At 70.4% G+C, this 14,185-nt stretch carries 15 protein-coding genes and 1 rRNA gene; 3 read left to right on the top strand and 13 right to left on the bottom strand.

From position 1 onward, the window contains the following. Positions 1-33: 33 nt before the first annotated feature. Together ACZ7CD_RS29450 and ACZ7CD_RS29445 are read right to left on the bottom strand one after the other, a co-directional pair. Positions 34-1,992, bottom strand: a complete 1,959-nt coding sequence (locus ACZ7CD_RS29450; protein WP_470380170.1) for a hypothetical protein — start codon at positions 1,990-1,992, stop codon at positions 34-36. Next, complete coding sequence (locus tag ACZ7CD_RS29445; RefSeq protein WP_470380169.1) at positions 1,989-2,873, bottom strand: 5'-methylthioadenosine/S-adenosylhomocysteine nucleosidase family protein; 885 nt, start codon at positions 2,871-2,873, stop codon at positions 1,989-1,991. Before ACZ7CD_RS29445 ends, ACZ7CD_RS29450 begins: the two co-directional genes overlap by 4 nt. Positions 2,874-3,083: 210 nt before the next feature. On the opposite strand from ACZ7CD_RS29445, the gene ACZ7CD_RS29440 reads away from it, so the two are divergent. Continuing rightward, positions 3,084-3,800: an NUDIX hydrolase gene (locus tag ACZ7CD_RS29440; protein ID WP_470380168.1), complete on the top strand. Its 717-nt coding sequence runs from the start codon at positions 3,084-3,086 to the stop codon at positions 3,798-3,800. Between the two features lie 31 nt (positions 3,801-3,831). Here ACZ7CD_RS29440 and ACZ7CD_RS29435 read toward each other — a convergent pair whose 3' ends face one another. Beyond that, on the bottom strand, positions 3,832-4,332 hold the full coding sequence (locus tag ACZ7CD_RS29435; RefSeq protein WP_470380167.1) for an NADAR family protein: 501 nt from the start codon (positions 4,330-4,332) through the stop codon (positions 3,832-3,834). Between the two features lie 50 nt (positions 4,333-4,382). After that, positions 4,383-4,922 (bottom strand): hypothetical protein, encoded by a 540-nt coding sequence (locus ACZ7CD_RS29430; protein WP_458434237.1) that lies wholly within the window; start codon positions 4,920-4,922, stop codon positions 4,383-4,385. A 137-nt stretch (positions 4,923-5,059) separates the two neighbouring features. Here ACZ7CD_RS29430 and ACZ7CD_RS29425 point away from each other — a divergent pair, with 137 nt between their 5' ends. Beyond that, a complete protein-coding gene (locus ACZ7CD_RS29425; protein WP_360401432.1) occupies positions 5,060-5,293 on the top strand; it encodes a hypothetical protein in 234 nt (77 codons plus the stop codon). Between the two features lie 67 nt (positions 5,294-5,360). Here the strand turns inward: ACZ7CD_RS29425 and ACZ7CD_RS29420 are convergent, their stop codons facing one another. From ACZ7CD_RS29420 to ACZ7CD_RS29395, 6 genes are all read right to left on the bottom strand, one after another. Next, positions 5,361-6,293 carry an NADP-dependent oxidoreductase gene (locus tag ACZ7CD_RS29420; protein WP_458434238.1) on the bottom strand — a complete coding sequence of 311 codons (933 nt, stop codon included), beginning with the start codon at positions 6,291-6,293 and terminating at the stop codon, positions 5,361-5,363. Beyond that, positions 6,290-9,184 carry a bifunctional [glutamine synthetase] adenylyltransferase/[glutamine synthetase]-adenylyl-L-tyrosine phosphorylase gene (locus tag ACZ7CD_RS29415; RefSeq protein ID WP_470380166.1) on the bottom strand — a complete coding sequence of 965 codons (2,895 nt, stop codon included), beginning with the start codon at positions 9,182-9,184 and terminating at the stop codon, positions 6,290-6,292. The genes ACZ7CD_RS29420 and ACZ7CD_RS29415 overlap by 4 nt, the downstream gene beginning before the upstream one ends. Before the next feature lie 32 nt (positions 9,185-9,216). Beyond that, a complete protein-coding gene (locus ACZ7CD_RS29410) occupies positions 9,217-9,402 on the bottom strand; it encodes a hypothetical protein (protein WP_360401441.1) in 186 nt (61 codons plus the stop codon). Further along, positions 9,399-10,532 carry an inorganic phosphate transporter gene (locus ACZ7CD_RS29405; RefSeq protein ID WP_360401444.1) on the bottom strand — a complete coding sequence of 378 codons (1,134 nt, stop codon included), beginning with the start codon at positions 10,530-10,532 and terminating at the stop codon, positions 9,399-9,401. The genes ACZ7CD_RS29410 and ACZ7CD_RS29405 overlap by 4 nt, the downstream gene beginning before the upstream one ends. An 86-nt stretch (positions 10,533-10,618) precedes the next feature. Further along, complete coding sequence (locus tag ACZ7CD_RS29400; protein WP_470380165.1) at positions 10,619-11,374, bottom strand: type 1 glutamine amidotransferase; 756 nt, start codon at positions 11,372-11,374, stop codon at positions 10,619-10,621. Positions 11,375-11,399: 25 nt separating this feature from the next. After that, positions 11,400-11,831, bottom strand: a complete 432-nt coding sequence (locus ACZ7CD_RS29395) for a rhodanese-like domain-containing protein (RefSeq protein WP_360401450.1) — start codon at positions 11,829-11,831, stop codon at positions 11,400-11,402. Between the two features lie 80 nt (positions 11,832-11,911). Between ACZ7CD_RS29395 and ACZ7CD_RS29390 the strand changes: the two genes are divergently transcribed. After that, the gene (locus tag ACZ7CD_RS29390) at positions 11,912-12,361 is read left to right on the top strand and encodes an Lrp/AsnC family transcriptional regulator (RefSeq protein ID WP_470371473.1); all 450 of its coding nucleotides are present in this window, start codon (positions 11,912-11,914) and stop codon (positions 12,359-12,361) included. Here ACZ7CD_RS29390 and ACZ7CD_RS29385 read toward each other — a convergent pair. From ACZ7CD_RS29385 to rrf, 3 genes are all read right to left on the bottom strand, one after another. Beyond that, positions 12,358-13,173 (bottom strand): GNAT family N-acetyltransferase, encoded by an 816-nt coding sequence (locus tag ACZ7CD_RS29385; protein ID WP_470380164.1) that lies wholly within the window; start codon positions 13,171-13,173, stop codon positions 12,358-12,360. The genes ACZ7CD_RS29390 and ACZ7CD_RS29385 overlap by 4 nt on opposite strands. Continuing rightward, positions 13,161-13,988, bottom strand: a complete 828-nt coding sequence (locus ACZ7CD_RS29380; protein WP_470380163.1) for a GNAT family N-acetyltransferase — start codon at positions 13,986-13,988, stop codon at positions 13,161-13,163. The genes ACZ7CD_RS29385 and ACZ7CD_RS29380 overlap by 13 nt, the downstream gene beginning before the upstream one ends. 106 nt (positions 13,989-14,094) lie before the next feature. Continuing rightward, positions 14,095-14,185 (bottom strand): 5S ribosomal RNA (rrf, locus tag ACZ7CD_RS29375); the annotation flags it as partial.

The raw sequence follows: 14,185 nt of genomic DNA, 5'->3' as shown, positions 1-14,185 counted from the left end.
GACACACGTCGAGGGCGAGCGAGCGGTTCAGGCTCAGCGGCTCCAGTTGCGCGCCCAGCGCCGTTTGCGTTCCTCGTCTCGCACGATCCAGTCGCGTCCCTCCGACGCCACGGCCTCCAGCACGCGAAGAGCGCTGTCGAAGCCTGCGTTCCGGTTGGCCGGCAGGTCGAGGTCGTCGGCGCCGTCCTGCTCCACGTCCACCGCGTTCCTGCGGTTCTCCTTCACTTCCGCGATCTTCGTCCCGTTGACGAGGGTCAGCTCGAACACCCGGCTCCCAGGGCCGTCCTTCTCGTCGATGGACGCCGAGGCCACCGCGTCGTACGGGAACATCTCGCGTTTCTCGTTGCGAGTGGTGCCGTCTTTGAAGTTCAGCAGCGTCCGCACCGAGCGCATGCCGTAGCGGGTGAGCAGGAAGATCTGCACGTGGTAGCGCTCGTAGCGGGGTGGCCCCTTGGTGACCCGGCTGCGGCGCGCGAAGTCGACCCGTTCGGTGAGGACCACGTGGGTCACCAGGTCCCGTTCGTTGAGATCGGCGTGACGCAGGGCCTTGTCCTTGAGGTGGAGCTTGTCCAACGCCAACCAGCGGGCCATCTCCGCGTCCGAGGGCCGGTCGGCCAAGGTGCGCTGCCAGTCCTCGTAGACCGCGAGCTCCTGCTCGAGGAGCGCTTCGGCGCGCCGGGCGAGGAGGATCCGCGCCTCGGGTCGTGCGCGCAGCTGGGCAGCGCCCACCGCGGCGAAGTAGGCGGCGCCCAGCAACAGCGCCTGCGCATGGCCGTCCCGCACCAGCAGGAACAAGCCGACGCCCCCTGCCATCAGGCCGAGAGCCCGGAGCAGGCGCGCACGACCCGTCCCGGGCGGAAGCGGCACGCGGTCGTACGGCTCGCGGGACGTGAATGCGGCCGCGATGCGCTTGACGTGCCAGTCGACCAGCCAGGTCACCTCGCCGTGGTGCATGGTCGTGTCGGAGTACTGGGCGTGCAGCCTGCGTTTGAGGTGCTCGCGATATCCAGCGGTGAAGCCGAGCCAGTCAGCGGTCTTGTCGTGCAGGCGGAAGCGGTGTTCGACGAGGTCGTCGAGCTTCGTGCTCGGCTCCTCGACCCCTTCCTCGTGCCGGGCGGAGAACTCGGCCCGCGTAGTCGCGGCGTCCAGGAGGTAGGTCTCGTGGGTCACCGTTCCGCGGAACGTCGCCCAGAGGCCGAACAACCACAACGCGATGCCGAGCCACCCGAGCGGCAGGACGGGGTCGTCCACGATGGACATCGAGGTCAGTACCGTCACCGCGGATCCGGCCAGGGCGTACCGCCAGGGCAACGCGTTCGAGCGGGACGGCACCGGCCGGTACGCCTTCGGTGGCTGGGGGTTGGCCTCGAAGAACTTCCACGCGCGGTCCACCCTGCCACCGCCCATCCGCTCGTCAGCGATCTTCCGCTTGCGTTGTGCCGCGAGCCTCTCCTGCGCCGCGCCGCTGAGGATGAGGTCGAGGTGGCGGTCGATCTCCAGCTGCCGCTCGCTGTCGAGCGCGCGGTAGGAGTCCAGCTCCCGCTCATCGGTGTCGCCGTCGAACGTCGCGTGTGCGTGTCCGAGCACCGTCAACACGACCTCGAACGCGGCGGTCCACCGGTCGGCCGGCAATGAGGCGCAGAGCTTCTGCACGTGGTGGATCTCATCGGTGAGCTCGGCGGTGATCTCGATGAACGAGCGTTCGCTGAGAATGGACAGGACGTACAGGTAAGCGCGCCGGGAGGTGAGGTCGCCGCCTTTGACAAGGCTGCGGAACAACACTTCCGCCTCGCGCGGATTGCCGCCCTCCAGCAACTGCACAGCCACCTCGTGCTTGCGCTCGGGCGGATCGTCCCAGCTGTAGTTGTAGATCGTCGTGTACAGCTTCACCGATTCCTGGAACTGCACACCGATCTGCTGACCGACCTGGGCATCACCGGACGCCTGGTTCTGGTTCTCGAACCGGGGGGAACCGCTGCCGCCGGCGGTCATCCCCTTCCCCTGTTCCAGTTGACGGCGCCGAAGCTCACGCCGATCTGCTGGCCGACTTGTGCGTTGTCCCGCGCGACGTTGCGGTTGTGGATCGCCGGCAGACCGGGCTGCGTCGCGTCGGAGTGCACGTCCGCCGGTTCCGGGTCGAGCGCGGCTGCCAGTGCCACGGCGAAAGCGGCGGCGTTGCGAGCGGCGGTCGGCTGGTTGTCCTCGCGGTCGGTGGCTCGCTTGGTGCCGTCGGCGCGGTCGCTGATCCCCCGCACCACGACAACGGGCAACTGGTCGCTCAACGCTGCGGCATGCGCGAATCCGGAGCCCTCCATCTCCACGGCGATCGCGTCGTTGTAGGACTCGTCGATCCGGCGGGCGATCTCCGACGTGGTGGAGTCCAGGACGACGTCGCCCACCGCGATGGGACCGAATGCCACCTTCGGGCGTTGATCGCGGGCGTCCTCCGGCAGGAAGCGGTACCAGGCGTCCTGCCGCAGCAGCCTGCGGGCGGTCTGGTCGAGCCGGTGCGAGATCTCCCAGGACCGCGGCCGCACCTTGAACCCGTCGTCCTGGCTGCGGCCGCCCTGGTAGGAGTAGACCTTCGTTCCCACGACCACGTCGCCGATGGCGAGCTTGCCGCTGCGTCCGCCGGCCACTCCCACGAACATCATCGCGGCGGGCGCGAACTCGGCTTTCGCCCGTTCGGTGAGCACCGCCGCGGTCGTGGTGCCCGGTCCGGTGATGCCCACCGCGATGCGGTGCTCCGGGTGGCCGGCAAGCGTGCCCACGTCGAAGACCGTGCCTGACGCGTGCCGACGCACCTCGAGATCGATCAGATGTTCCAGCACGGCGTCCTGCTCGACGTTGAGCGCGGTCAGGATGACGATCATGGTTCCCCCAGCACGAGCCGGTCGCGGTGATGCGCGAGGTGACTCCACCAGCGGTGGATTGGAAGTGCGGCGCCGCGACTGACGCTAGCCACCCGGATCCGTTTACGTCAACCTGACGTAAATAGCCTTCACACGAATGGACCCATGCGCGGAGTTATCATCCTGCGCACGTTTGCGCAGGTCAGACCACTCTGAGAGGAAGGGCCAAGCATGTCCGACCGCACGAGGCCGATACCGACGGTTGCCATCGCGGTCGACCTCGCGGTGCTGACCGTCCGGAACGGCTCGTTGCAGATCTTGCTGGTCGAACGCGGCATCGAACCGTGGCTCGGGTTGCAGGCACTGCCGGGAGGCTTCCTCGACGACGAGGAGGAGGACCTCGACACCGCGGCGGCGCGGGAGCTCGCCGAGGAGACGGGACTCGACCTCGACCAGGTGCACCTGGAACAGATGCGCACCTACGGCACGCCAGGTCGTGACCCGCGCGGACGGGTGGTCGCGGTGTGCTACCTGGCGTTCATCCCGGACCTGCCCTGGCCGAGCGCGGGCGGAGACGCGCGGGCAGCGGCGTGGGTGCCCACGAAGGATGTTCTCGATCCGCGCACCGAGCTCGCCTTCGACCACAAGCGGATCGTCGCCGACGCGGTCGAGCAGGCCAGGAGCAAGCTCGAGTACACGACGCTCGCGACGCGGTTCTGCCCGCCGGAGTTCACCGTCGCCGAGCTGCGTCAGGTGTACGAGATCGTCTGGGGCGAACCACTCGACCAGCGCAACTTCCACCGCAAGATCACCGGCGCCGACGGCGTGCTCGTTCCCACCGGCGAGCAGACCACCCGGCAGGGCGGCCGACCGGCGGGGCTGTTCAGGGCTGGTCCGGTGACCACGCTGCACCCCGCCATGCTGCGACCGGCCACGGCCTCCCGGTGAGCCGTCTCGTCCGAAGTGGACTGGTTCGACGTCACGCCGCGGCGAGCTGGGTGCGCACCTCCATCAGGGCCTCGCCGAGCAGGTTCAGCCCCCGCCACGACGACGGGTCCGCCGTGCGCGGGTCGTCCGCGGCCAGGCCGATGCCCCACACGCGGTCCAGCGGGCTGGCCTCGACGAGCACGCGGGTGCCGGTGCCCAGCAGGTACGCGGACAGGGCGGGGTCCTGGGAGAACTTCGCCAGGTTGCCGGTGACGACGATCTCCATCCGGGTCGCGACCCACTCGTCGTCGGAGAAACCGGTGACGACACGGCCCAGGGCCTTGGCCTCGGCGGGGGAAGCGGCCTGGAGGACTCGGGTGGCGACACCGGAGTCCCCGAACAGCAACGCTTTGCGCCACATCATGTAGTGCTCGGCGGACGCAAAGCGTTGCCCGTCAACGACGAACGAGCACGGCCACCACTGGGAGAGGCAGCCGCGGCCGATCGTGCCGTCGCGTTCGGGCTGGTGGCCCCAGAAGAACAGGTACTTCACGTGGCCACGGTAGCCCGGTCAGCGGTCCGGGTCGCCGGGGTTTTCGGCAATCACTTCGGGAGCGGGATACCGGCGACGGAGACGGCGGCGCCGGTCGGGGCGAACTGGCCGGAGATCGACGAGAACGTCAGCGTGAGCGAGTTCACGCCGGCGCCGAGCTTCTCGTCGAGGACGACGGTGCCCGAGGTGGAGCTGCCCTGGGTGACGGGGCCTTCCCACTTGCTGCTCGCGGCGGTGTAGGTGCGCTTCAGGTCGTCGAGCACGGCGATGCCGTCGACGGGGAGGGTCATGCGGGCCTGGGAGGCGTTCGTTGCCGTCACGAAGAGTTTGATGCGGCCGTTCGCGGCTTCTACTCGAGTGACCTCGATCGTGAGCATGCCGCGCTGCTGTTTGAACGAGCCGGTGGTGACCTTGACGTCGGCGGACGGCTCGGTGGTGTCCAGTGCGGCGTCCGGGGTGGAGAGGTCGTCCGCGGTGGTCGTCGTGGTCGTGACGTTGGGGTGCGCCGCGGAGTTCTCGCCGCTCAGCATGAACTGGATCACTCCGAGCAGTGCGAGCACGACGGCAGCGACCGACCCGATGGCGATCACCGTCTTACCTCGGCGCGTGACCCTGCGATGCTGCATGACTTCCTCTGTTCAACCCCCGCGACAAGGCACAGCTCCCCCACTGAGCGCAGCCAGTCTCATCTCGATCGGGTGAAACGTCAATGCGCTAGGGTCCGCGCGTGTCTGAAGATGTCGCCGAGTTCACGGCCCCGCAGCTGCTCACCACGCAAATCGTCGACTCCGCCGCCGAGGCGATCGAAGCGGTCCAGGCCGCTGACGTGCTCGATCTCGGTGTCCGGGTCTACAACCGCCTCGTGCCCGACGCCGAAGACGGCGAGTCGCTGGAGGAGGAGTGGGTGGTCGAGGTCTACAGCAACGCTCCCGCAGTCGACCCCGACGAGGACGAGGACTGAGCAGCACGAAGGGGGCACGCCGCCCCGGCGTGCCCCCACACCTCGTTCTCCTGCCCGCACCGCCGGGCTAGACCGTCAGCACGACCTTGCCGCGCACGTGGCCGCCGTCCAGCAACCGGTGTGCCGCAACCGCTTCCGCCAGCGGGAACGTCCGCTGCACCTCGACCTCCAGCGCGCCGGCGGCGACCAGGTCGACCAGCCACTGCGTCTGTTCCGCGTTCGGCCGCGCCCACGTGTTCGTCACACCGTGTTCCAGTGCCCGCGGCCCATCCACAATGGACGTCATCCGCGCCCGGTCGCGCACCAGCCGCAACGACTGGTCGAACGCCACCCCGCCGACGTTGTCGAGCACCGCGTCGACCTTGCCGTCACCGCCTACGAGCTCGGCCACCGCGTCGACCAGCGCGTCTCCGTACGCGACCGGTTCGGCGCCCAGTGACCGCACGAAGTCGTGGTTGCGCGGTGACGCCGTGCCGAGCACCCGCGCGGCACCCAGCTCACGGGCGAGCTGCACCTGCAGGTGGCCGACACCGCCCGCGGCCGCGTGCACCAGCACGACATCTTCCTCGCCGGCGCCGACGGCCTTGAGCGACTGCAACGCCGTCAGCCCGGCCAGCGGCAGCGCGGCCGCCGTCACGAAGTCCACAGTGGATGGCTTGCGCGCGACCACGCGGTCCGGCAGCGAGATCAGCTCGGCGTAGGCACCGAACTGCACGTGGTCCTTGCGGGCGTAGGCGAGGACCTCGTCGCCGGGTTGCCAGTCCCGCACGCCGATCCCGACGGCGCGCACCACACCGGCCACGTCCCAGCCGGGGATCAACGGCGTGTGGTGCGGCATCAGCCCCCGCAGGTACCCGGCGCGGATCTTGGAGTCCACCGGGTTCACCCCCGCCGCTTTGACCTCCACCAGCACCTGGTCGGGGCCGAGCAGCGGATCGGGCAGGTCCTGCCACGTCATGACCTCGGGGTCACCGAACTCGGTGAGCGCAATCGCCTTCACAGTCCCTCACCGTAGAAGACACGCTCCGCCACCGCACGGGCACGGCGGGTGGTGCGGCGGTACTCCTCCAGGAACTCGCCGGGGTCACCGCCGGGCGGGTACCCCATGACGGAGGCGACGGCGACCAGGTCGCGGCCCGAGGTCGGCAGCTGGTCGGAGGCCTTGCCGCGCACCAGCGTCACGGCGTTGCGGGCGCGCGTCGCGAGGTTCCACGCCGTGGTCAGCTCGGTCGCGTCGTCCTGGGTCAGCAGTCCCGCCTCCACCGCGGCCGCCATCGCCGCCATCGTGGACGGTGTGCGCAGGCCGGGCACGGCACCGGAGTGCTGCAGCTGCAACAGCTGCACGGTCCACTCGACGTCGGCGAGCCCGCCGCGGCCGAGCTTGGTGTGGGTGCTGGGGTCGGCGCCGCGCGGCAGCCGTTCGGCGTCGACCCGCGCCTTGATGCGCCGGACCTCCCGCACCGATGCCGCGTCGAGCCCGTCGGCCGGGTACCGCAGCGGTTCGATCAACGCCTCGAACTCCGCCCCCAGTGCGGTGTCACCCGCGATGAACCTGGCCCGCAGCAGCGCCTGCTTCTCCCACACCTCGGCCCACTTGTCGTAGTAGGCGCGGTAGGAGTCGAACGTCCGCACGAGCGGTCCCTGCCGCCCCTCCGGCCGCAGGTCGGCGTCCACCTGCAGCGGCGGGTCCTGCGAGGAGGCGCCGAGCAGCCGCCGGATGTTCTCGACGACGCCGCTGGCCCACTTCGCGGCCTCGGCGTCGGTCACGCCCTCGAACGGCCGGCACACGAACAGCACGTCCGCGTCCGAGCCGTACCCGAGCTCCCGGCCGCCGAGCCGGCCCATGCCGATCACGGCCAGCGCCGCCAGCGGTTCACCGGCGGACCGCACGGCCGCGTCGAGCGCGCTCTGCAGCACCGCCACCCACACCTCGGACAGCGACACGCACACCGTCTCCAGCGGCATCAGGCCCAGCAGGTCGGCCGCGGCGATGCGCAGCAGCTCGTGGCGCCGCAACGACCGCGCGGCCGCCACCGCCCGCGCCAGCTCGGGGTGCCGCGACACGGCGCTGCGCAGCGGGTTGCCGACGGTCAGCGGGTCGCGTCCGACCAGCGCCTCGGTGTCGGCGAGCAGCCGCAGCACCTCCGGTGCGCGCACCAGCAGGTCCGGCACCAGCCGGGACGTGCCGAGCAGCACCGCGAGCCGTTCGACGACGGCACCCTCGTCCCGCAGCAGCCGCAGGTACCAGGGTGTCTCCGCGAGCGCCTCGGACACCTTGCGGTAGGCGAGCAGCCCGCCGTCCGGGTCGGGTGTGCCGGCGAACAGGTCGAGCAGCACGGGCAGCAGAGCGCCCTGGATGCGCGCCCGCCGGGACATGCCGTGGGTCAGCGCCTGGATGTGCCGCAACGCGCCGTCGGGTGAGGTGTAGCCGAGCGCGGCGAGCCGGGCCACTGCCTCCTTCGTGGTGAGCCGCAGCGCCTCGGTCGGCACGCCCGCCACGGCCTGCAGCAGCGGACGGTAGAACAGCTTCTCGTGCAGCCGCCGGACCTGGTTCGCGTGCCTGCGGAACTCCGCGAGCAGCACCTGGCCCTCCGAGCGCTGCCCGTCGGCGGCCAGCCCGATGGACCGGGCGAGCCAGCGCAACGCCGCCGTGTCGTCGTCGGCGGGGAAGAGGTGGGTGCGCAGCAGCCGTTGCAGCTGCAGCCGGTGCTCCAGGGTGCGCAGGAAACGGTACGAGCGGCCGAAGTCCGCGGCGTCGTTGCGCCCGACGTACCCGCCCTTGCCGAGCGCGGCCAGCGCGGCGGTCGTCGCCTGGATCCGCAGCTCCTCGTCCGAGCGCCCGTGCACGAGCTGCAGCAGCTGCACGGCGAACTCGACGTCGCGCAGCCCGCCGCGGCCGAGCTTCAGCTCCCGTTCGGCGAGCCCGGTCGGGACGTGGTCCTCGACGCGGCGGCGCATGGCCTGCACGTCCTCGACGAAGTTCTCCCGCTCAGCCGCCGTCCACACGTACGGGCGCACGACGTCCAGGTAGGACTGGCCGAGCTCGGCGTCACCCGCGACCGGGCGGGCCTTCAGCAGCGCCTGGAACTCCCAGGTCCGCGCCCACTTCCTGTAGTAGGAGGCGTGCCCGTCGAGGGTGCGGACCAGCGCGCCCGCCTTGCCCTCCGGGCGCAGCGCCGCGTCGACCTCGAAGCACGAGTGGCCTGCAATCTGCATCATCGTGCTGGCCAGCCGGGTCGCCACGCCGAGGTCGCCCTCGGCGACGAACACCACGTCGACGTCGCTGACGTAGTTCAGCTCGTTCGCACCGCACTTGCCCATCGCGATCACCGCGAGCCGGCACTTCTCGACGCCGCTCACCTTCTCCCCGGCCAGCTCCAGCGACCGCCGCAGCGCCGACACCGCGAGGTCGGACAGCTGCTCGGCAACGGTGTCGTACGGCACGTACGGCAGGTCCGGTTCGACCACGTGCGCCACGTCGTTGGCCGCGATGAGCAGCAGCTTCGCCCGGTACTCGGTGCGCAGGACGCCCTCGGCGGGCAACGTCACGTCCACCGGTCCGGTGAGCGAACGCCACCGGTCCGGGTTCACGACGAGGAAGTCCGACAGGGCCGTCGAGGAGCCGAGCACCGCGAGCAGCCGGCCGCGCACGACGACGTCGGTGTGCAGCGCCTCCGACAGCGGGGCCCAGTCGGCGACCTCCCGCAGCCGTTCCAGCCCGCGCAACGCGAGGTCGGGGTCGGGGCAGCGGGAGAGCGCGGCGAGCACCGGTTCGGCACCGTCCGCGGGACGGCGGTCGGCGTACAGGCCGAGGCCGCGCAGCACTTCCTCGCTGCGCGGCTCGGTGAGCCCGAATCTGGCTGGTGAGGCGGCGCGACCTGGTTCGCTCATCACGAACCAACCTAGTCGTCGCGCGGCTGGAACTAGAACACGATCAGGGAGAGCCCGTAGAGCACCACGGCGACACAACCGGCGAAGCTCGCGTACGCACCGGCCTTGCGGTTGCCCGACAACGCCCGGATGCCCACGACGAACAACGTCACCACGAGCACGGTGACCAGCAGCGTGGCACCGAAGACCTGCAGCAGCGCGACCCAGTTGACGGTCATGCCGCCACCTTGTGCAGCTCGGCCTGCGCGGCGACCTCGTCGACGATGTGCTCGGGCTTGACCGGCTCACGCCGCGACAGCACCCAGATGCCGATCGACACCGCGCCACCGATCACGGCGACGCCGATGACACCCGCGGTGCCGCTGGAGGCCCACTTGCCGGCGATGGCGCCGACGATGCCCGCGGCGGGCAGCGTGAGCAGCCAGCCACCGGCCATCTTGCCCATGGTGCCCCACTTGACGCCGCGGCGGTCGCGGCCGAGACCGGAGCCCATGATGCCGCCGGACGCGACGTGCGTGGTGGACAGCGCGAACCCGAGGTGCGACGACGCGAGGATCGCGGTCGCGGTCGACGTCTGCGCCGCGAAGCCCTGCGCGGGCTCGATGGTGGTCAGGCCGCGGCCCAGGGTGTGGGTGATGCGCCAGCCGCCGAGGTAGGTGCCGAGTGCGATCGCGACACCGGCGCTGATGATGACCCAGGTGGGAGGGGCCGAGCCGGGGGCGAGCGAGCCGGACGTGATCAGCGCCAGCGTGATGATGCCCATCGTCTTCTGGGCGTCGTTCGTGCCGTGCGCGAGGGACACCAGTGACGCCGAGGCGACCTGCCCGACCTTGAAGCCGGTGTGCGAGACACGCGGGTCCGCCGCCTTCTTGAGCCGGTAGACGACGATCGTGGCGATGGCCGCGACGAGACCCGCGACCAGCGGCGCGACGATCGCGGGGACCAGCACCTTGTCGACGACCTTGGCGAAGTGGATGGCGTCCACGCCGGAGGAGACCCAGGCCGCGCCGATCAGTCCGCCGAACAGCGCGTGCGACGAGCTCGACGGCAGGCCGACGTACCAGGTGACGAGGTTCCACATGATCGCGCCGACCAGCCCGCCGAAGATGATCGCGGGCGTGATCTTGGCGTCGTCGACGATGCCACCGGAGATGGTCTTGGCGACCTCAACGGACAGAAAAGCGCCGACGAGGTTGAGCACCGCCGACAACGCGACCGCCGTGCGGGGCTTCAGCGCACCCGTGGCGATGGAGGTGGCCATGGCGTTGGCCGTGTCGTGGAACCCGTTGGTGAAGTCGAAGATGAGAGCAGTGACAACGACGATGATCACTACAAGAGCGGGATCCACAATGATCCTCCGGCTGGATCGAACAAGCTGTCCAGGAGGTTACGGTACCGCCAACGGAGGAAGTCTTAAAACCTACGAAAGTAACGTCACACCAACGGAAGTTGTGTCCTCAAACCGCCCACGGGCGACAGTTCTCCCCGCACCAACATGGCGAATCTGCGCACGAACGGGTGCCAGACCTCCTCGAAGTCGCGGTGCGCCTCGGCGAGAAACTCGGGGTCGAAGTGGTGTGATCGTGCACACGCCGCGGATTCAGGGTCTTTGGCCGCCCAGTTCAAGACGATTTCCGGAGTCGTCTCGATGTGGAACTGCAGGCCATAGGCACTCGTTCCGACCCGAAAGGCTTGGTTCGGGTATTTCGGGGACGCCGCGAGCAGTTCCGCGCCGGGCGGCAGCAGGTGCACCTCGTCGTTGTGGAACTGCAGCACGTCCGGGGTGAACGGCAGGTCCGCGAACAGCGGATCGTTCGCCGCCACGTCCCGCTTGGCCACCAGCAGGACCCCGACCTCCGGCCCCTTCGGGCCCTTGCGCACCTGCCCGCCGGTGGCCGCCGCGAGCAGCTGCGCCCCCAGGCAGATGGCGAGGGTCGGCAGCCGCTTCGCGACGGCGCTCGACAGCAGTTTCCGCACGTCGGCGAGCCACGGGTGGTCGAGGTCGTCCAGTGCGCCCATCTCACCGCCGAGGCAGATCACGCCCTGGTAGCCGTCGAGGTTCGCCGGTGCCGACGCCTCCGGCAGCATGACCAGGTCGAGCTCGACGCCGTCGGCCAGGAGCCAGTCGCCCAGCTTGGCCAGCGGGTCGGACTTCGAGGGCTGCAGCACGAGCAAACGCGGAGACGTCACACCGGTGAGCCTATGTCGGCTGGGCTCAGCAATGACACGCGACCTTCGAAACACCTGCCGCGACCTGACCGTCTCCCTCGACCGGGTATCCCGCCTGCTCCCACGCGGTGATGCCGCCGGAGAGCCGCTTGACCCGGTAGCCGCGCCGGGCGAGGGCGAGCGCGCCCTTGGTGGCGGCGTTGCACTGGAAGCTCTCGCAGTAGCAGACGTAGACCAGGCCCGGGTCGAGGTCGAGCTGCTCGGGCAGGTCCCGGTGGGGCAGGTTGATGGCGCCGGGGATGCGCTTGCGCGCGAACGCCTCCGGGGCGCGGGTCTCGACGAGCACGAACCCGTGTGCGGTGCCGTCCACCAAGTCGCGGTGCACGTCGTCGGGGTCGGCCTCGAACGCGAGCTCGGCGGCGAAGAACGCGGCGGCGGCCTGCGGGTCGGCGGCGGGGAAGCGCAGTGCGTTGGTCATGGTGGTGATCCTGCTGGTCAGCGCCACCGGTGGACATGCGGAAGTCCAGGCGTTGCGGGCGTTGTGCCTATGATTTCCAGGTGGAACTCGACGTCCTGGACTGGAAGATCCTCGCGTTGTTGCAGCAGGACGGGCGGATGTCGTTCACCGCGCTGGCCCGTGAGGTGTCGCTGTCCGCGCCCGCGGTGACCGAACGGGTGCGCCGGCTGGAGGCGCTCGGGGTGATCACCGGGTACACGGCGGTCGTGTCGCCGGCCCGGCTGGGACTGCCGATCGAGTCGATCGTGCGGGTGCGGGTGCGGTCGCTCGACACGCCGCGGTTCCGCTCGCACGTGCTGGCGCTGCCGCAGGTCCGCGACGCCGACCACGTGACCGGTGACGACTGCTGGCTGCTGCGCGTGGTGTGCCGCTCGATGATCGAGCTGGAGGGGCTCGTCGAGGTCATGCAGCGCTACGGCGACACGACCACGTCGCTGGTGTTCTCTTCCCACGTGCGCAACCGGCCCGTGGAGTCGGCGCTGTTCGGCTAGTCCCAGCTGTGCTCGGACCAATCGGAGACGTGCCGGAAGCCGATGCCCCGGTAGACGGAGTTCGCCGTCGGGTCGTGGACATCCGCGGTCAGCACCACGTGGTCGGCGCCCTCTTGCCGTGCCCACCGGCTGATCGCGGCGGTGGCGGCGGCCGCGTAGCCGTGCCTGCGGTGCTCGCGCGGGGTGAAGACCGGTCCGACGCGTGACACGCCACCGACCGGGGTGGTGCTCGCCGCCCAGGACACCGGGACACCGTCGACGAGCCACAGCACGTGGCCCGCGGACATCCACCGGCTGTCCAGCGCCCGTTGCGCCGCCACCTCGCGGGGCAGCCCGTCGAGCTCCTCGACGAAGTCGGTCCACCAGCCGGTGACGAGGTCGTCGTCCGCGGCGGTGGCGAGGCGGGCCGCACCGGGGACGTCCGGTTCGACGAGCTCGCCCAGCCGGTAGAGCCGCAGCACGTAGACCTCACGACCGCCGGGACGCCACAGCGCGCGGAACGCGTCGACCCGGTCCCGGGGGCCGGTGACCTGACTGACCTCCGGGTCGTGCTCGCGCACTGCGGCGACCACCGCAGGGGCGGCGGCCGGCGGCATCGCGGCGACGTGCAGCGGGCGACCGGCCATCCTGGTCACCGCGCCGACCACCGTTCCGTTCTCGTGCAGGGAGAGGAGCGTGGCGGCACGGCGGTGGCCGCGGAGGGCGGCGTCGACGGCGGTGAGGTGCACGCTGTGGTTGACGGGGTCGGCTTCGAGGAAGGCGCCGGCCGTGGCCACGAAACCGGTGATGTCCTGGTGGCTCAACGCTTCCACGTGTGCTCCGTCCAGTACTCGACCGGCGCGTAGCCGATCCGCTGGTAGATCGAGTTCGACGTCGGGTTGGCGAGGTCGGCGAAGAGGACGACCGCGGTCGCACCCCGACCGGTCGCCCACTGCGTGATCATGGCGGTCACGGCAGCGCCGTAGCCGTGGCGGCGGTGTCCGGGTGGCGTGTAGACGGGTGCGACGCGGGTCATGCCGGCGATCGGGGCGCCCGCCGCCGCCCACGCGACGGGTGTGCCGCCGGCCTCCCAGACTGCATGACCGTTGCCGAGCCGCACTGAGCTCCGCATGATCTCCTCGGCCGGCTGCGCGGGCGCGTTCGGTGACGCCTCCTCGGCGAACGCCTTCCGCCACCGCGCGAGGAGCGGCACGTCGTCCTCGGTCGCCATCCGGCCGGAGCCCGCGACCGCCGGGGGCGCCAGGGTGCCCAAGCGGTAGAGGCGGGTGGACATCGTGACGCGGAACGGCCGTCCCCACGCTGTGGCGAACGCCTCGGACTTCTCGCTGGGCCCGGTGACGCCGGGGAGGTCCGGGTCGACCTCCCGCAGCCGGTCGACCGCGAGCTCCAGCGCTTCGAGCGGCAGGTCCGCGGTCTGCACCACCCACGGCGGGGTGCGGATGACGGAGCCGACGAGCTCGCCGCAGTCGTGGAAGGTGATCAGGGTCGGCGGCCGGTTCGGGTCGGGGTGCCGGCGGGCCCAGTGGAGTGAGGTGAGAGCGACGGTGTTCCGCACCGGATCGGCTGCGAGCCGATCGTGCGCGATGGCGTCGAACGACGCCTGGTCTGGGTGCACGACCGCGTCCATGGCTCCATGAGACCAGGGCCCGCAACCGAAAAAGATGCGGACATGGCAGAAGACCCCTGCGGGGAGCACTCGAGGTGCTCGACCCGCAGGGGTCTTCTGTACGTAAGTTCGGCGGCGACCTACTCTCCCACACCGTAACCAGTGCAGTACCATCGGCGCAGAAGGGCTTAACTACCGGGTTCGGAATGGGACCGGGT

It is taken from the genome of Lentzea sp. NPDC036949, from assembly GCF_055608075.1.
Note: the sequence above shows the minus strand (reverse complement) of the source record. Positions and strands in the feature narration are given on the sequence as shown.

Coding starts and splice junctions, on each gene's coding strand:
- ACZ7CD_RS29450 (WP_470380170.1), bottom strand. CDS start 1,992: ATGACCGCCGGCGGCAGCGGTTCCCCCCGGTTCGAGAACCAGAACCAG.
- ACZ7CD_RS29445 (WP_470380169.1), bottom strand. CDS start 2,873: ATGATCGTCATCCTGACCGCGCTCAACGTCGAGCAGGACGCCGTGCTG.
- ACZ7CD_RS29440 (WP_470380168.1), top strand. CDS start 3,084: ATGTCCGACCGCACGAGGCCGATACCGACGGTTGCCATCGCGGTCGAC.
- ACZ7CD_RS29415 (WP_470380166.1), bottom strand. CDS start 9,184: ATGAGCGAACCAGGTCGCGCCGCCTCACCAGCCAGATTCGGGCTCACC.
- ACZ7CD_RS29410 (WP_360401441.1), bottom strand. CDS start 9,402: ATGACCGTCAACTGGGTCGCGCTGCTGCAGGTCTTCGGTGCCACGCTG.
- ACZ7CD_RS29395 (WP_360401450.1), bottom strand. CDS start 11,831: ATGACCAACGCACTGCGCTTCCCCGCCGCCGACCCGCAGGCCGCCGCC.
- ACZ7CD_RS29380 (WP_470380163.1), bottom strand. CDS start 13,988: ATGGACGCGGTCGTGCACCCAGACCAGGCGTCGTTCGACGCCATCGCG.